The sequence below is a fragment of the Rhodohalobacter sulfatireducens genome, from assembly GCF_022012475.1.
In the GTDB taxonomy this organism is placed as follows: Bacteria; Bacteroidota; Rhodothermia; order Balneolales; family Balneolaceae; genus Rhodohalobacter; species Rhodohalobacter sulfatireducens.
In genome coordinates, this window is record NZ_JAKLWS010000030.1 from 14,509 (window position 1) to 31,977 (window position 17,469).

Consider the following 17,469-nt stretch of genomic DNA (forward strand, 5'->3'; position numbering starts at 1 on the left):
TATGATAAATGGTGGATAAAGAATTTGGTTTCATAATACCCGTCAGACCGCTTAGAGCGGTCTGACGGGTAACTGTTTTCATATCTCTGAATTCAACTCAGATCTAAGCCCCACCTCAACACCGCGAAGTTCTGCTAAACCCCTCATTCGCCCAATACAGGAATAACCGGGAAACGTTTCTTTTTTGAGATCATCGAGCATTTGGTGGCCATGGTCGGGTCGGAAAGGTATGTTAAGATCGGTTCGCCCTTCCTCTTTTCGACGGTACTGTTCTCTGATTAATGCTTTCATTACTTCAACTAAATTTCCATCCCCTTCGAGATGATTGGCCTCATGAAAAGACCGCCCCGATTCCCGTTTTACACTTCTGAGGTGAACAAAGTTAACCCGATATCCTAAAGATTCAACCATCGTTGGAAGGTCGTTATCAGCTCTGGCTCCGTAAGATCCAGTACAAAAAGTGAGTCCGTTATATGGCGAATCAACAGCTTCAATAATTGCCTTGGCATCTTCTTCCGTACTTACAACACGAGGCAATCCAAAAAGCGGGAAAGGCGGATCATCCGGGTGAATAGCCATTCGGACCCCTTCCTCTTCAGCCACCGGTATAATCTCTTTCAAAAAGTAGATCAGGTTTGATTGCAGATCTTTAGCCGTAATTCCATCATAGGTACTCAACATCTCACGAAACTCTTCATAGGAATAACCTTCTTCAGAACCGGGTAGACCGGCGAGAATTGTTTCCGTCAGTTTATTATTCTCCTGGTTGCTCAATTTTTCAACATATTTTTCAGCTTCTTTCAAGATCTGGTCTTCATATTCACCTTCTGCATCTTTTCTTTTTAAAATAAATACGTCAAAAGCGGCGAGGGCAATTTCATCAAATCGAAGTCCGGTTGAACCATCGCCCATAGGGTGTTCCAGACTCGTTCGGGTCCAGTCCAACACAGGCATAAAATTGTAGCAGATCGTATCGATACCGCACTCACTTAAATTCCGGATTGATTGCTTGTAATTTTCGATCCAGGTTTGAAAATCACCAAGCTGCCGTTTTACATCTTCATGAATGGGAACACTTTCGACGACAGACCATCGAAAACCGGCATCCTCAATTCTCTTTTTGTGTTCATTAATTTTGTCAACAGGCCATACAGTACCGATCGGGATTTCATGAAGTGCACTAACGATTCCGGTTGCACCTGTTTGATATATTTCTGCAAGTGATGTGGTGTCGTATGGTCCGAACCACCGCCAGGTTTGTTCAAAATTCATTGTCTTTTATTACTATTTTTTTGGTTTCTTGACCGTTCCATTCCGGTTCATTAGATTGCTGTTCTTAACCGGTTAAGTATCACTTAATATAATTGAAAAAATATGACTTCTCTCAACAGACGTGAATTTATAAAAACATCAGCGTTGGCCACAGGAGGCCTTGCGCTCGGTCTATCAGCAAAAAGTTATGGAAGGGTTTTAGGAGCCAATGATCGAATTAATGTAGTATTCATGGGATGCGGCCGTCGTGTTCCCGCTTATTACAATAGTATAGGTGATGCTCAAAATACCCGTCTCTCATATATTTGTGATGTGAAAAAGAGTCAGCGAGATCGGGTTTTTGCTGATCTGGGTGAGAGTTTATCATACAATCCGGAAGGCATAGAAGATATTCGTGTAGCTTTGGATGACAGCGAGGTGGATGCTGTTTTTATTGCTACTCCCGATCACTGGCACGCTCCCGCTGCCTGGATGGCGATGGAAGCTGGAAAACATGTATATGTTGAGAAACCTCTCACACATAACTCTGCCGAGAATGAGTATTTGATCAAATTCCAGGAAAAATATGACAGAGTTTTACAGATGGGGAATCAACAGCGGTCCTCCTCTCATACCAAAAAAATTATCAATGAAATTCATAATGGCGTGATTGGCCGAGCTTACAAAGCTGTAGCCTTTTACAGTAATCAACGGGGAGAAGTACTCAATCAAACCCGGCAGGCTCCGCCTGAAGATTTGAACTGGGACCTGTTCCAGGGGCCGGCCCCACGACGAGCTTACACACATAATACATGGAATTATAACTGGCACTGGTACGGCTGGGATTATGGTACGGCCGAAAGTGGTAATAATGCCCTTCATGAGTTGGATGTTGCAAGATGGGCACTGCAAGCTGATTATCCTGACCGAGTGCATGTTGAAGCATTTAAAAACCATTACCCGGACGATGGCTGGGAGATGTACGACACTATGTATGCTACTTATTACTTCCCTGGTGACCTTGTGATAAACTGGGACGGAAAAAGCCGCAATGGTTTTAATACATACGATGGCGGACGGGGAACAGTAATTTATGGAACCGAGGGAACTGTTTGGGTTGACCGGTCTCTTTATAAACTGTTTGACAGGAGTGGAAATTTGGTCAGAGCTGAATCATCCGGGGGCGGAGAATCCGGCATAGCACTTGGGGGTGGCGGTGATATGTCGACCACTCATGTTGCCAATTTCTTAGATGCAATTCGAGGCCAGGCCGATCCCGTATCACCGGTAGACGAAGCCGTGAAAAGTACCCAGTTGTGCCACCTGGCGAATATGGCATATCGCTCGGGAAGTAACTTTGAAGTGGATCCTTCTAATGGCCGAATTCTGAATAACCGAAATGCAATGCAATACTGGGGTCGAGAATATGAGCCAGGCTGGGAGCCGAGTGTTTGACTATAAAATTTTCCCTTGAAGGGAATGCCCAGATACTTCGGGGCGAGGGGTGTCATCCCCTGGTCTTCGACGCTTTCCCCTTCTCCCAAAGGGATCCCTTCGGGGAAAGGGGGACTAACGATCCCTCTTTTAAAATGAATAGACTTCTAAAAGCTTAAATCTTATTGTTTAACATTTATATATCATGAAGAAAACTACCATAATTCTATTGTCAATATTTATTGGAATGCTGATGCTTCCTGTTCAAGTGCTGTCGCAGAATTGGCAACCTATGTTCGAAGGTGAGAGCTTCGACGGCTGGACAAAGCTGAATGGCGATGCTGAGTACCAAATTGAGGGAAATGTAATTACCGGAATTGCTAAGCTGAATACGCCGAATACGTTTCTTGCCACGGATCGAAATTACAGTGATTTTATCGTGGAGTTTGACGTAAAAGTTGATCCCAGGTTGAATTCCGGAGTTCAAATTAGAAGTGAAAGCCGGGATGATTACATGGATGGCCGAGTCCACGGTTACCAGGTTGAAATTGACCCGTCCAAGAGGGCCTGGAGCGGAGGTATTTATGATGAGGCAAGAAGAGGCTGGCTTTACCCGATTACAAAGAATGAAGCCTGCAGCGATGCATTTCAAAATGGTTTGTGGAATTCGTACCGGATTGAAGCGGTCGGAAATGAGATTAAGACCTGGATAAATGGTTTTCAATGTTCGAACCTTTATGATAACATGACTTCCGAGGGTTTTATCGCCCTGCAGGTACACAGCATAAATGATGAAGATCAGGATGGTGCGACCGTGCAGTGGAGAGATGTTAAGATTTTGACAGAAAACCTTTCTGATCATCGAATGAAAGATGATCCGGATGCAGAAGTTATTAATTGGGTTCCAAACACCCTCACCGAAAGTGAAAAACGACATGGCTGGCGACTCCTTTGGGATGGTGAAACTACTGATGGTTGGAGAGGGGCTAACGCCGAAACTTTCCCTGACAGAGGATGGGTGATTGAAGATGAGACGCTTTCTGTGATTGAGTCGGATGGCACGGAATCTCCTTTTGGTGATATTGTGACTGAACAGGAGTTCAGTGATTTTATATTTGAGGTTGAGTTCAAGATTACGGAAGGGGCAAACAGTGGCATCAAATATTTTGTGATTGAAGGTTTGAACCCGGGAAGCGGATCCGAAATCGGGCCGGAATACCAAATTTTGGATAATGAAAATCATCCGGATGCAAACCAGGGAGTTGCCGGAAACAGAACAGTTGCATCTCTTTACGATATGATTACTGCTGAAAATTTATCAGAAGAAAATCGCGATGATATTCGCTTTAAAGGTAACGGAGAGTGGAATAAAGCACGTATTGTGGCGGAAGGTAATTCTGTAGAGCATTGGCTCAATAATGTAAAAGTCGTAGAATATGAGCGTGGTTCACAGATCTATCGAAACCTGGTTCAGAAAAGTAAATACAATGTGTATGAAAACTTTGGAGAAGCTGAAGCAGGTCACATTCTCTTACAGGATCACGGCAACCGTGTGTCATTCCGAAGTATTAAGATTCGGGAGTTGTAGTCAGTTTGATCACATTCATTTAAAGTGATCGCATGAAAAAAAATGTTCGCTTAGTCGATATCGCGGAGAAGCTGGATCTCACAAAGGTGAGTGTATCGAAGGCTCTTCGCGACCATCCCGATATCTCATCAGAAACCCGGAAGAGGGTAAAAAAAGTTGCGCGTGAAATGGGCTATCGTCCTAACCTGGTAGCCCGTTCACTCACATCTAAAAAATCACAGACGATTGGTGTAATCATTCCAAAAATGGCCAACTACTTTTTTGCACCTGTAATTGACGGGATTTACAATGCCGCCAATAACAGCGATTACGAGGTAGTTTTGGGAATCTCTCTGGAGGATGAGAAACTGGAAAAAAAGCATATTGAATCGATGCTCAATATGCGTGTAGACGGATTGTTGGTATCTATCACCGAACAGACCAAAAATGCTGCAAGGTTTAAGATTGTTCGTGAGATGGGAATTGATTTAGTTTTTTTTGACCGTGGATTTTCTGATGCTGGTTTCACGTACATCAAAGTAGATGATCGAAATAGTGCGAAAACAGGAGTGAAGTACTTGATTGATCGGGGGTGTAAAAAGATTGCCCACCTGGCGGGCTACGATAGTGTAGAGATCGGTAAAGAACGAAAAGCCGGATATCTTGAAGCTTTGTCTGAAGCTTCTGAAGAAATGTCGGGCCCTGCTATCGTTTATGGTGGATATAGTGAAAAAGATGGGTATTTGGGATTTGAAAAAATCTTGAATCAGTATGGAAAACCCGAAGCGATTTTTGCTGTGACATACCCGGTAGGTTTGGGGGCTCTTGAATACATGAACGATCACAAAATAAATCCAAATGATATAACCATTCTTACATTTGGCGGAAGTGAATTCAACAAACATCTTGTGAACCCTTTTATCTGTATTGAACAACCTACCTATGAACTGGGCACGGTAGCATTCAGACAGATCGAAAAAGAGATGAATTCTGAGATTCAGCCTACTCCCAAAATTATTGAGCTTACAGCTAAGTTGAACAGATGATTCAGTTTATAACTTTGGCCTCTGCAGCCTGGAGCGAAGGACTACCGGCTTTAATCCACTCATAACTTCCAAACAACACAGCAGAATAAACTACATTTCCGGCAATTGTGTAATGGAAAAATGGAATAGCAGCAGTATAGCAGGAGATCAACCCTTCTACAGATAGTGGATACATTGTACCGCTGACCCAAACTCCAAAATTGCTCACAATAAAGAATACAAGTGATGCTCCCAGTGCTCCTCCCAAAACTCTTCCGATAGTAATTTTTTTGAGAAGGTAATAACCAAGGACGACAATCATTGCAATACTTCCATATGTGTACAGCATACCACTTGTAAACCATGTGAATCCATCGTAGTAGGCAGCATAAGAAATATTATTTAATAAAAGGTCACTCCCCCAGAATGCCAATAATGGAACTATAAGTGCCCATTTTTTATCTGTGAAGTAAGCTGCTCCAAAAAGTGCAATTGCCCCAAGAGGTGTGAAATTGTAAGCGTGTGGAAGCAGTCGGGTGAGTACTGCAAGAACAATAAAACCCGTAATAATAAGTATTGACTTCTTATTCATTGACTCACTGATAGTCGTTAATATTAACTCCTTAAATATAACAGAACATTTGCAAAAGTGTGAGTCAGAAATAAGATTTATGGTATATAAAAAAAGCCACACCTCCTGGTATGGAAATGTGGCTTACATCTACCTTAAACAAATTAGTTTGAGGCCATATCGTCCTTAGGAGCAGTTAACTCGAGGTTCAACTGAATATTTACTTCATCTCCTACTACAGCGGTTGCGGCCCAGTCTCCAACACCAACACCATAGTCAGTCCGATTGAGCTGAGCACTTGCAGTAATGCCGGCTACTTTTTTCCCTTCCTGCATTGGATGATCCATCACACCGAGAAGCTCAAAAGGCAATTCAAACTCTCGGGTTACATCTCTGATTGTGAGTTCGCCATGTGCCACAAATTGATTGTCGCCGGTTTGTTCAATTTCATTGCTTTCAAATTGAATATTTGGCCATTCTGAAGCATTAAAGAAATCTTCAGATTTCAAGTGGTTATCTCTTCGTTCATTTTCAGTATTAATACTGGAAACTGGGATGGTCACATTTATACTACTGTTTTCGAGATCGCTCGGATCGAAATTGATCTCAGAACTGTACTCTTCAAAGCTCCCGTCAACAGGAGTAAAAAAATGGGTAATTGTGAAATTGATATTGCTGTGAGCAGTATCAATATTCCATTCATCTACTAAAATAGAGTTCCCATCGGTTGCAAATGCCTGGCTAGCTGCAAGCATTAAGATGGCAAATAAAGTGATGATTGTTTTCTGAACTACTTTCATTTTGATGATTATTGGTTTATGAATAATTAGTTTAACATTAAATCAAATGATTTCTAAAAACAGATCGTTCCAAGAATTTTCAATTATTTCGATTACATAATACTTACCGATTCTGTGGCAAGTTTGAATGAAACCTGAAGGAATGTTGAATTTTTTTAAATATTGAGATTGGTTTCATTCAATAAAAAACGCCAGGGCTTATTTGCATCTTCTCCGGCGTAATCAATCCCAATTCTCGGCGAACTGTGGATCTCTTTTATCTTGATGGAAATACCACGATCTTCAATCCAAAGGGGTGGTTCTGAAAGGACTGTTTTGTTTAGATCTCTCGTTACTCCCAGGGCCTGGGTAAGTTTTCCGGGCCCGTCTGATACGATATTCAGTTTACTTGTGCCGCGTCTCTCTTTCATTATTTCTATACCGTCAAGTGGCCGAATAGCTCGGATCAAGACAGCATCAGCTAATCCCTCTCGGTTTGTTACAACATTCAACAAATGATGAATGCCATAACAGAGATAGATATATGCGTGTCCCGGTTCGTCATACATCACTTCTGTACGTTCGGTTCGTAAACCATTGTTGGCATGGCATGCTTTGTCATTTCGTCCACAGTAGGCTTCTGTCTCTGTTATATATCCGGCTGTAAATACAGAATTAATCGTAGTACAGATGACCTTTCCCAGTAAATTTCGGCTGACCTCAACCACGTCAGGATTTTCATAAAACGATTTAGGAAGAAGCTTGGATCGATCGAAACTCACGAAATTGCGGTATAAGGATTTTTTTCAATGGAGGGTGCTCGTTCAAGGTAAACTTCTTGATATGACCTGGCGAGAATAGCGGTAAATACAAATAAAGCTGCTGTATAAAATGCCCATAAACCGATAATCAACAGCGCTGCGTATCCCTGGTAATAAAACCGATATGCAGTAAATGCATACTCCAGGTAGACAGAAACACCATATTTAGCCAATTCAAACAAAAATGTGTAGAGAATTGCTGCAACAAGTGCCACTTTTGTATTCATCCGTCGTTCACTGATAAAACGGTAGATTACATAAAACAGTGCAAAGGTAAACAGGATAGGCAAAAAACCGGTCAACCAATCCGAGAGCCATGAAAATTCAATAACAATTTCGGTGTATGGAATTGCATACCGATCAAATGAAAATAGAGAGATGAAGGAAACCGCCATCGTAAAAAAAATAAAAACTCCGCCCACAACTCCAAAAGCAAAGAAATTGTAGATTAGCTCCATTGCGGCACTTTTTCGGTCTTTGATGTCAAACACATCAAAAAGTACATGCTTGAGGGTATGAAAAAGTCCCTGTGCAAAGATCATGAGGACAATAATACCGACAATTCCAAAAATTTGGCGAGCGCCTACAAGTGGTTGTATTAAAGCCTCGATGGTAACAGCACCTTCAAAAACATCACCGCTTTGTGTTTCAAAACTGAATTGCGGGAGAAGTTCCCGGCCATATCGCACTAATTCATTAAAGGCTGCATCGATGGAGAGTACATATCCCAAAATTGAGATAATAATGAGTGTAAATGGGATTGCGCAGGTAAATAGGTTGAACGTAATAGCAGATGCATTGAAGAAAACATCTTTCTTCACGCTGAGATCTAAAACCAGCTTCCAGAATCGCTTGAATTTATTTTTTTCGAATTTAAACATCCTAAATTTGAAAATAAGCCGATCCCCGTTTAAACCCAAAAAGGGTGAACTTTCTAATCTAATTGATTATACGAATTTACTGTTCAGTTAATTTGATCAATTCGTGAAATTGGCTAAACTCGGATTGTATTTTTACCTTTCTCGAGGTTCAAGTGAAGTGTCGGTTTAATTTCTGTTGTTGCCGCTTTAAAATTCACAGATAAAAACGGTGAAAATCTAAAAAGATAGTATGGGGCAAGAAAAAGAGGAATACAAGAACAAAGCGAATTGGGATAAATTTTTACCAGGATTAGCTATTGACTGTGTGATTGTCGGGTACCATGAAAGGGAGTTGAAGATCCTGATAATGGAATACGAAAATACCGATCTCTATGCTCTGCCAGGTGGGTTTATTGAAAAGGATGAAGACCTGGATAAAGCAGCTTCAAAAGTTTTGAAGGAAAGGACCGGTTTGAAAGACATCTACCTGAGCCAATTTCACACATTCGGCAGACATGATCGAAGTGATACCGATGCGATGAAGATCGTGATGGAGAATAACGATATAAAATATGACGAGAATCACTGGCTGTTACGAAGGTTTGTATCTGTCGGGTATGTGGCACTGGTAGATTATAAAGCGGTAGCTCCAACGCCGGGAATTATGTCGAGCAAGTGCACCTGGTTTGACTTAGACTCCATTCCAACACTGATACAGGACCATAGGGAGATAATCGATGAAGCACTTCTTTATCTCAGAAACCATGTGGATAATAAGCTTTTAGGAGCCAATCTTTTGGTTGATACATTTACAATGAAAGACCTCCAAAAACTGCACGAAACTATTTTAGGAGAGAAACTGCACCGTACAGGTTTCCACCGAAAAATGATGGATTCAGGCCACTTGAAACGCCTGGGAAAAAAGAAGACCGGCAAAGCTCACCGATCGCCCTATTTGTATCGGTTCGTGACTGAAAATGATATGGATTAATTCCTCAAAAATCCGGCTCGGAATTTGACAATGATGCACAGTTGTTAGTATAAAGTGTAGCATATTCACTACCATCGAAAATGCCGGATATTAAGTGTACATTTCTTAAATGAGTAAAAAGAGCAAGAAAAAACAGACGCCGTTAATGCGGCAATATTTTGATATAAAGGAGAAACACCCCGGAACCATCTTACTTTTTCGGGTCGGAGATTTTTATGAGACATTTTCTGATGATGCCGAACTGATCAGCAAAGAGTTGGGTATTACTCTCACAAAACGAAATAATGGGGGAGACCAAACGCCCCTTGCTGGTTTTCCATATCATTCGCTGGATACGTATCTGCCCAAGCTGGTAAAGCGTGGATACCGGGTGGCCATCTGTGAGCAGACCGAAGATCCGGACTCAGCAAAAAAGGCTGGCCGGAAAGTTGTTCAGCGGGAAGTCACGGAGATTACCACACCGGGGGTAACGATGTCCGAAAAACTCCTGGATCACAAAAGAAATAATTTCATCGCTTCTATCCACTGGGCAGGCGGAACTGCAGGGATCGCTTTTTCGGATATTTCAACAGGTGAGTTTGCTTTGAGCCAGGTTTCAAAAGGAGAACTGGATTCGATGCTGCAATCCATACAACCTTCCGAGGTTCTTCTTCAAAAAAAATATAAAAATAAACTCCCGGATGAAGTTGCCCGGTACAATATCACTTACATAGAAGATTGGGTGTACCAGGGTGATTACGGTTACAATTTGCTGACCGACCATTTCAGTACGCATTCTCTTAAGGGATTTGGAGTTGAGGAGTTGGAGATTGCACATCAGGCAGCCGGTTCACTGCTTCACTACATGCAGGAAACTCAAAAATCATCCCTGGGTCATCTTCGCCGACTCTATGCATATGAGAATACCGATTATATGGCTCTGGATTCCTCAACAAAACGAAACCTGGAGTTGACCACTGCCATGCAGGAGGGCGGTACTGATGGCACGCTTGTGTCTATTTTGGACGATACGGTAACTGCCATGGGCGGACGATTGTTGAGAAAGTGGATCATGCGACCTCTGAAGAAAGTAAAACAGATTCAAAAGCGTCTCGAAGCTGTCGATTGGTTGTACAAAGAGCATGACAGAAGGCATGAACTGCGGGAAGATCTCGGGCAAATCGGTGATCTTGAACGATTGATTAGCCGAATCAGTGTAGGCAGAACCAATGCCCGAGATTTGAAACAGCTACAACTTTCACTGGCACAAATTCCACGGGTTAAGACTCAAATTGCACAATCTGATAATGAGCTTTTGGATTCTGTTAATGATCGATTGAAGTTGATGGTGGACGTTCAGGAGAGAATTGAACGGGCTCTTGTGGAAGATCCCCCGGCCAGTATTAGAGACGGAGGAATTTTTGCCGACGGCTTTGATGAAGACCTGGATGAGCTTCGGGATATCGCAAGAAACGGTAAAGATTATATCGCGAAGATTAAGAACGACCTGGCGAAGGAGACTGGGATTTCTTCTCTGAAGATTGGCTATAACAAGGTTTTTGGGTATTACATAGAAGTTACAAATACTCATAAAGATAAAGTGCCGGAGCATTTTATTCGAAAGCAGACCCTGGTCAACTCCGAAAGATATATTACACCAGAGTTGAAAGAGGTGGAGGAGAAAGTCCTCTCATCCGAGGAAAAAAGTAAAACGCTGGAAGGTGAGCTGTTTGAAGAATTGAGATTGTATGTGGCTGAGTTTGCAGATGACATTCAACAAATAGCCGCTGCTCTAGCACAACTTGATTGCCTGCAGTGTTTTGCCGAGGTCTCCTTTAGAAACAACTATGTTCGGCCTGAAGTGAATGACAAGGATGTTGTGGATGTGAAAAAAGGCCGCCACCCGGTAGTTGAAAAAACACTTCCGGCCGGTGAGCCTTTCATTCCCAATGATATCTATCTTGATAATTCCGAATATCAAATTTTGATGATTACCGGTCCGAACATGGCAGGAAAGAGTATCATTTTGCGTCAAACGGGGCTTCTTGTGCTGATGGCCCAGCTGGGATGTTTTGTCCCGGCAAAGGAAGCGACCATCGGTTTAGTGGATAAGATCTTTACACGAGTTGGGGCATCCGATAACCTTGCCGCCGGGGAAAGTACGTTTTTAGTTGAGATGAATGAGGCGGCTAATATACTCAACAATGCCACGCCAAAATCACTTATTTTGCTGGATGAAGTTGGACGCGGAACGAGTACGTTTGATGGCTTGAGTATAGCCTGGGCACTTTCAGAATATCTTCATAACAAACCGGAAGTTGCAGCAAAAACACTGTTTGCCACGCACTATCACGAGTTGAATGAGCTGGAAAGCCGGTACGAACGGATTAAAAATTTCAACATTAAAGTCAAAGAGCATGATGGAAAAGTGATCTTCATGCGGAAGTTGGTCAGGGGAGGAACCGATCACAGTTACGGTATTCAAGTAGCAAATATGGCTGGTTTGCCGCAAGTTGTAATTGAACGGGCAAAAGAGATTTTATCAAACCTGGAGAGCCATTCGTTGGATGTGAGTCATGACGGAAACGGAGCTATCAAAAAAACTGCAGCGAAGAAACAGGCTGCCAAGAAGACAACTCAAGAAGTTCAAAACCAGGAGCAAATTCCACAAATGACTCTTTTTGATACTCATGTGGATCCAAGAATAGAAACGGTTATGGATAAACTTGAAGCAAGTGATCCTGAAAGAATGACCCCGATAGAGGCCCTTATATTACTCAGTGAACTGAAAAAGATTGTGAAATAAGCTTTTTATCAAAATTGTTAATTCTTACTTCTTACATTTTTTGATGATATCTTGATTGATGGTATAGTTTTTCTTCTGTATTCTAATTGTATGATGGGTGAAAAAATTTAAGGATGCGGAAGGTAATAATTCACCAATCAGCCAAAACAACAGATAACTAAATAAAATAAATATGGACTTTTCACGTCGTTCTTTTCTAAAAAAATCCGGACTTCTTGCCGGCGGGGCCGCTTTAACCAGTTTGTCTTTTTTACAGTCTTGTGCTTCATCAGATTCAGAAGAAAATTCAGAAGTCACAAATCCATTTGGTATACAGCTTTATACATTAAGAGATATCATTGGAGAAGATCCGCGAGGCGTAATTTCGAGTCTTGCCGAATTCGGGTATCAACAAATTGAAAGTTACGAAGGCTCGATGGGAATTTTTTGGGGAATGAGCAATACCGAATTCAAACAGTTCCTGGATGATCAAGGTTTGAGCATGGTTTCCACTCATGCCAATGTATTCGAAAACTTCGAAGAAAAAGTAAATCAACTTGCTGAAATTGGAGTGCCTTACATTACCTGTCCTTACGTGGGTCCCCAAGAGTCAATTGATGATTTCTATCAACTGGCGGAACAGTTCAATGAACTGGGAGAGATCGCGAACAATGCAGGAATCAATTTTGCATATCACAATCATGCTTACTCTTTTGAAGAGCTGGATGGCGAGATTCCACAAGTCGTAATGATGGATAACACAGATCCTGAACTGGTTGATTATCAAATGGATATCTATTGGGTAGTTGCAGCCGGCGAGGATCCTGCAGAATGGTTTAGAAGATATAATGGTCGATTTACCAGTGGCCATGTCAAAGATTACTCCGGCGGAGAAGAACCTGAGTCTGTAGTTGTTGGAACAGGTACGATTGATTATCCACCACTACTAAACGTTGCTGAGATGAATGGCATGGAATACTTCATTATTGAGCAGGAGGCATATACAGATACGACACCTCTGGATGCAGCCCGTGCAAATGCTGAATACATGAAAAATCTGAGCATTTAAATTGACTAAACATTTCTTTGAATAAAATTGATTCCGGTTTATGAAAGCAATGCTGTTAAATAGTGTTGAAGACTTAAGCCGGAATCATTCTCCATTAGAATTGACTGATATCGAAAAGCCAAAACCGGCAAAGGGAGAACTGCTTATCAGAGTGTCGGTTTGTGGAGTTTGCCATACCGAATTGGATGAAATTGAAGGCAGAACTCCGCCCGAATCTTATCCTGTAGTTCCGGGCCACCAGGTGGTTGGAATTGTTGATGAACTTGGAGGGGGTGTTGATCAGTTTCATGTGGGCGACCGATTAGGAGTTGCCTGGATCTACTCTGCTTGTGGGAAATGCTATCACTGTAAAGAAGGGGAAGAAAACTTATGCGAGGAATTTACGGCAACCGGCCGTGATAAAAATGGTGGGTATGCCGAGTACATAACTGTTCCTGCCGATTTTTCTTTCGCAATTCCCGATGAACTGAATGATGATGAGACGGCTCCGCTTCTGTGTGCCGGTGCGATTGGTTACAGGTCTCTTTCGCTGACAAATATTTCTGATGGAAAAAGGCTCGGCCTTACCGGATTTGGCGCTTCAGGTCATCTGGTCTTAAGAATGGCAGAATATCTATACCCAAATACTGATGTTTATGTGTTTGCTAGAAATCCCAATGAGCGTGAATTTGCACTGGAACTTGGTGCCGTTTGGGCCGGTGACACGGAGGATACAGCACCTGAACCACTTCATGCGATTATAGATACAACTCCTGCCTGGAAGCCGGATGTGGAGGCGCTAAGAAACCTGGCTCCGGGTGGAAGATTAGTGATCAATGCAATTCGTAAACAGGATTCTGATATCGATTATCTCCAAAAAATCGACTACTCTACTCATCTTTGGATGGAAAAGGAGATCAAATCCGTTGCAAATGTTACCCGGAAAGATGTTCAGATGATGCTCAAAATTGCCGCCGAGGCCGGGATTAGACCCGATGTTCAACTCTTTCCGTTAGAGAAAGCAAACGAGGCTCTGATGGAGATCAAAGAAGGAAACATAAAAGGTGGTAAGGTTTTAAAAATTAATGAATGAAAGACATTGTATTTTTCTTGCCCTTAAAAAGTATAAAGTCAAGCTTTTTACTTTTTCTGATTTCAACATGTCGGCTTGGTTCAAAAAAATGCAATTTCTAACTGTAACTTGAATCCTGATACTTGCAACATTCCGCCAAACATATCGCAGACCGCATCCGGTTGATGATTACCACCAAGCAGTTCCAGGTGGGAGAGATGTTGCCGTCTACCCGTGAATTGGGAAAGCAGTTAGGAGCCAGTTTTCATACCGTGCGAAAAGCCTATCAGCAACTGGCTGATGAAGGATTGATTGAAAGTGAACAGGGACGAGGTTTTTTGGTCAGGCAACAAAGTACAACTCTTGATAAATCCGAACGACTTGAGTTGGCTGCTGAGAAGTTTCAGATGCTTCTCGAAGAGTTGATAGGATACGGGTTGGATGAATCGGAGGTGGAGGCCATTTTTGAAGAGCAGATCAGTTTCATGGAGTGGCCGGACCGCATTCAAAGCATTGCCACTGTTGGTGAAACGATTGAACTTGCCAAGTTGCTTTCCGATTCGATCAAAAATCAGATAGGAGTAAAAAGCTCTGTCATCAAATCGGCTGACTACGATGATTTAGTTCGATATGATGCCCTTTTTGTACCGATCTACTTAGTCAATGAATTTAGAAATCTGAGTGATGCAATTCGCCTGCTGCCTGTTGTCTTTCATTACGATGCGGACGTTTTACTCTCTATCATCGACCGGTCCGGCATAGAAGCTATTGGGTTAGTTACAGCAGAAGAAGACAGTATCCCTAAAATTATTGACGAGCTCAAAACACTCATCAAGTTTGAAGGAGCATTTGTTGCAGGTGCTACTTACGGAAAATCATTGCCGTTATTTGTTAGAAATACAGATTTAATTGTCTACACCCCTGCCAGCGCAAGATTGGTAGAAGCCAAAATTCCAGAAAAGAGCCGGATCAAATTGGAGTATATCATCTCAGAAAAAAGTGCAGAAATGATTCGGGCCGAGTTGTGGGATCAATGACAGACGCAAAGCGTCTTTTGTCAGTTGTTTGTAGTTAGTTGTCTGTTGTAATAGTTCAAAACAAAACACTAACGACTAACCACAAACAACAAACAACTAACTACAAACAACAAACAACTAACTACAAACAACAAACAACTAACTACAAACCACACTTTTTTCATTTCATTTGCCTTGCAAGCTGAGTACCTTTCCATTCGAAATCACACTTAAGACTTTTCAACTTTGCCTTTTCACCACACACAATGAATATTGAGGAACTGATTCGTCAAGCGAAGTCGGCTCTGGAATCGGAGATCGAAACGGTTCGCGAAAAGCCATCAACAGAGATTCTATTTAGTGGGGAGCTTGTAAATAGTGGAGTCGGTGAAACTGCAGATTATAGTTTTGAATGTCATCAACCCTCCATTCGATTTGCAGAGGAGATTAAAGCCACAATCAAAGACGAAGTCTGGATGGTGCATCCGGTATCCTTTGAAGATAAAACAGTTGTTCTGAGATTTCCTGAAAAGGTCGGCTTATCTATTGATAAAGTGGACCTGGAGTGGGAGAACGATTTTGTTCTAAAACGAACACTTTCAGAAATAGAAAACCTGTTAGACAGGAAAGAGGAGGCTTCAAAACGGCTGGAGAGATTGTTTAATCCGGAAGAGGAGGTGATACCTTCCAATGGGGAAATCATACAGGATGAGAAGAGAAACGAGGCTCAATCCGATGCCATTCAAAAGGCGATGAAGTGCAGGTCGTTGTTTATCTGGGGACCGCCCGGAACCGGGAAAACAGATACGCTGGGATATATCATTGCGAACTACCTGGCCCAGGGGAAGAAAGTACTGTTTGCGTCAAATACCAATCGCGCTGTGGACGTGGGACTATTAAGTTCTCTTCATGCGTTAGATGAGATCGAAATTGATATCAATCCAAATAAAATTACTCGATTTGGAGATGCGGTTTTGGATCACGATACACTCGATTCTTACCAGTTTTCTGTTCAAATTGAAAAAGCGATTCAGAATCGAAAAGAGGAAGCCGGTGAGTGGGTAGATCTGCTAAGCCGAAGAGAGCAAGCATTGAAAGCTGTAGAGAAACGTTTTAAGAATGGCAAACAGCCCACACCCAACCAGGAATTGGAGTTGAAGCTGATCGAACAAAAAATGAAGAATGCCGGTGGAATCGAAGAGCTTGAGACTAAAATTGAGGAGCTCACACAGGTTAGCGAGAGAAAGGAACTTTGGAGGAAGCAGTTAATTGCTACGACACTGGCGAAAGTTTGTACCTCTGACTTGTTCCACGATCTCGAATTCGATGCAGTTGTGGTTGATGAGGGCTCGATGGCGAATTTGCCCTATTTAATGGTGCTGGCCTCTCATGCCAAATGGCATATGGTGGTTGTGGGTGATCCTATGCAGTTACCGCCCATAGCATTGACATCAGATCGAGACTCTCGTGATTTTTTGGAGCAGGATATTTTTACGACGGTTTCCGGTGCGGACAGCAGTGAAGATCTGTTCATATGGCATGATGAAAATCCCGAATTTACCTCCTTTTTTGATACACAGTATCGGTTGGAATCTTCTCTCGCAGATATCATTAGCACCGTTTTTTATGAAGGCCGTCTAAAAACCGGAAAACTGGAAGAGGCGTCATTGAATTCACTTTCCGGTCGGGCCTTTCATCTTGTGGATACCTCAAAATACAAGCCGGTATTGGAGCAGAAATCAGGTGAGAGAGGGTTTAAACCGGTGAATATAGTTCATCAAAGTGTGATTGAACGGCTCGTCTCAAATATGGAGGGACGGGGAATTTTTATGGAGCAGGTTGGGGTGATTGTCCCATTCCGAAGTGCCGTCTATGATTTGAGAAATCGCCTCTATGATGCCGGAATCCGAAATGTGGAAGTGGGGACGATTCACACCTTTCAGGGGAGGGAAAAAGATTACATCATTTTTGATACGGTGATGAGTGGTGAAGAGCAGAGAGGCAGAACGCGTCACTATTCCGTGAGGCCGTTTGATGAAGAGAAAAACGGCTTAAGTGTTCCGCGCCTTTTAAACGTGGCCTTTTCCCGAAGCCGAAAAGAGTTGGTTGTAATTGCCGATATGAGTCACATCAACAAAATATACGGAAATAAGTTTTTGGGTAGATTATTGAAAAGGATGGTTTGATTTGGATATTGTTTGTTGTCCGTTGTCCGTTGTCCGTTGTTAGTTGTCATGGTCAGAAACAGGAAAAAGTCATGGTATGTCTGA

14 protein-coding genes are annotated in these 17,469 nt (G+C 42.3%); 9 read left to right on the forward strand and 5 right to left on the reverse strand.

Translation table 11 applies throughout. From position 1 onward, the window contains the following. Positions 1-78: 78 nt before the first annotated feature. Positions 79-1,272 (reverse strand): mannonate dehydratase, encoded by a 1,194-nt coding sequence (gene uxuA, locus L6773_RS17060; protein WP_237855677.1) that lies wholly within the window; start codon positions 1,270-1,272, stop codon positions 79-81. Between the two features lie 102 nt (positions 1,273-1,374). Between uxuA and L6773_RS17065 the strand changes: the two genes are divergently transcribed. From L6773_RS17065 to L6773_RS17075, 3 genes are all read left to right on the forward strand, one after another. Then, a complete protein-coding gene (locus tag L6773_RS17065; protein WP_237855678.1) occupies positions 1,375-2,706 on the forward strand; it encodes a Gfo/Idh/MocA family protein in 1,332 nt (443 codons plus the stop codon). A gap of 184 nt (positions 2,707-2,890) precedes the next feature. Next, positions 2,891-4,273, forward strand: a complete 1,383-nt coding sequence (locus L6773_RS17070) for a 3-keto-disaccharide hydrolase (RefSeq protein WP_237855679.1) — start codon at positions 2,891-2,893, stop codon at positions 4,271-4,273. A gap of 32 nt (positions 4,274-4,305) precedes the next feature. Continuing rightward, on the forward strand, positions 4,306-5,298 hold the full coding sequence (locus tag L6773_RS17075; RefSeq protein WP_237855680.1) for a LacI family DNA-binding transcriptional regulator: 993 nt from the start codon (positions 4,306-4,308) through the stop codon (positions 5,296-5,298). A 1-nt stretch (position 5,299) separates the two neighbouring features. On the opposite strand, the gene L6773_RS17080 is transcribed toward L6773_RS17075, so the two are convergent. From L6773_RS17080 to L6773_RS17095, 4 genes are all read right to left on the reverse strand, one after another. Continuing rightward, entirely contained in the window at positions 5,300-5,869 is a 570-nt protein-coding gene (locus L6773_RS17080; RefSeq protein WP_237855681.1) for a DUF6580 family putative transport protein, read from the reverse strand. A 143-nt stretch (positions 5,870-6,012) separates the two neighbouring features. After that, positions 6,013-6,648: a YceI family protein gene (locus tag L6773_RS17085; RefSeq protein WP_237855682.1), complete on the reverse strand. Its 636-nt coding sequence runs from the start codon at positions 6,646-6,648 to the stop codon at positions 6,013-6,015. A gap of 155 nt (positions 6,649-6,803) precedes the next feature. Further along, entirely contained in the window at positions 6,804-7,409 is a 606-nt protein-coding gene (locus L6773_RS17090; protein ID WP_237855684.1) for a DNA-3-methyladenine glycosylase, read from the reverse strand. Further along, the gene (locus L6773_RS17095; protein ID WP_237855685.1) at positions 7,406-8,329 is read right to left on the reverse strand and encodes a YihY/virulence factor BrkB family protein; all 924 of its coding nucleotides are present in this window, start codon (positions 8,327-8,329) and stop codon (positions 7,406-7,408) included. Before L6773_RS17095 ends, L6773_RS17090 begins: the two co-directional genes overlap by 4 nt. Positions 8,330-8,558: 229 nt before the next feature. On the opposite strand from L6773_RS17095, the gene L6773_RS17100 reads away from it, so the two are divergent. The 6 genes from L6773_RS17100 (at position 8,559) to L6773_RS17125 (ending at position 17,385) form a co-directional block, all read left to right on the forward strand. Beyond that, the gene (locus tag L6773_RS17100) at positions 8,559-9,299 is read left to right on the forward strand and encodes an NUDIX hydrolase (protein ID WP_237855686.1); all 741 of its coding nucleotides are present in this window, start codon (positions 8,559-8,561) and stop codon (positions 9,297-9,299) included. A gap of 109 nt (positions 9,300-9,408) precedes the next feature. Further along, on the forward strand, positions 9,409-12,084 hold the full coding sequence (gene mutS / locus L6773_RS17105; protein ID WP_237855687.1) for a DNA mismatch repair protein MutS: 2,676 nt from the start codon (positions 9,409-9,411) through the stop codon (positions 12,082-12,084). Positions 12,085-12,256: 172 nt separating this feature from the next. Continuing rightward, complete coding sequence (locus L6773_RS17110; protein ID WP_237855688.1) at positions 12,257-13,132, forward strand: TIM barrel protein; 876 nt, start codon at positions 12,257-12,259, stop codon at positions 13,130-13,132. Positions 13,133-13,172: 40 nt separating this feature from the next. Further along, positions 13,173-14,204 (forward strand): zinc-dependent alcohol dehydrogenase family protein, encoded by a 1,032-nt coding sequence (locus tag L6773_RS17115; protein ID WP_237855689.1) that lies wholly within the window; start codon positions 13,173-13,175, stop codon positions 14,202-14,204. A gap of 122 nt (positions 14,205-14,326) precedes the next feature. Beyond that, on the forward strand, positions 14,327-15,220 hold the full coding sequence (locus L6773_RS17120) for a GntR family transcriptional regulator (RefSeq protein ID WP_237855690.1): 894 nt from the start codon (positions 14,327-14,329) through the stop codon (positions 15,218-15,220). 245 nt (positions 15,221-15,465) lie between these two features. After that, positions 15,466-17,385, forward strand: a complete 1,920-nt coding sequence (locus L6773_RS17125; protein WP_237855691.1) for a DEAD/DEAH box helicase — start codon at positions 15,466-15,468, stop codon at positions 17,383-17,385. Positions 17,386-17,469 lie beyond the last annotated feature (84 nt).

Excerpts from the sequence above, each read along its gene's own strand:
- uxuA (WP_237855677.1), bottom strand. The coding sequence starts at position 1,272 with ATGAATTTTGAACAAACCTGGCGGTGGTTCGGACCATACGACACCACA.
- L6773_RS17065 (WP_237855678.1), top strand. The coding sequence starts at position 1,375 with ATGACTTCTCTCAACAGACGTGAATTTATAAAAACATCAGCGTTGGCC.
- L6773_RS17070 (WP_237855679.1), top strand. The coding sequence starts at position 2,891 with ATGAAGAAAACTACCATAATTCTATTGTCAATATTTATTGGAATGCTG.
- L6773_RS17075 (WP_237855680.1), top strand. The coding sequence starts at position 4,306 with ATGAAAAAAAATGTTCGCTTAGTCGATATCGCGGAGAAGCTGGATCTC.
- L6773_RS17080 (WP_237855681.1), bottom strand. The coding sequence starts at position 5,869 with ATGAATAAGAAGTCAATACTTATTATTACGGGTTTTATTGTTCTTGCA.
- L6773_RS17085 (WP_237855682.1), bottom strand. The coding sequence starts at position 6,648 with ATGAAAGTAGTTCAGAAAACAATCATCACTTTATTTGCCATCTTAATG.
- L6773_RS17095 (WP_237855685.1), bottom strand. The coding sequence starts at position 8,329 with ATGTTTAAATTCGAAAAAAATAAATTCAAGCGATTCTGGAAGCTGGTT.
- L6773_RS17100 (WP_237855686.1), top strand. The coding sequence starts at position 8,559 with ATGGGGCAAGAAAAAGAGGAATACAAGAACAAAGCGAATTGGGATAAA.
- mutS (WP_237855687.1), top strand. The coding sequence starts at position 9,409 with ATGAGTAAAAAGAGCAAGAAAAAACAGACGCCGTTAATGCGGCAATAT.
- L6773_RS17110 (WP_237855688.1), top strand. The coding sequence starts at position 12,257 with ATGGACTTTTCACGTCGTTCTTTTCTAAAAAAATCCGGACTTCTTGCC.
- L6773_RS17115 (WP_237855689.1), top strand. The coding sequence starts at position 13,173 with ATGAAAGCAATGCTGTTAAATAGTGTTGAAGACTTAAGCCGGAATCAT.
- L6773_RS17125 (WP_237855691.1), top strand. The coding sequence starts at position 15,466 with ATGAATATTGAGGAACTGATTCGTCAAGCGAAGTCGGCTCTGGAATCG.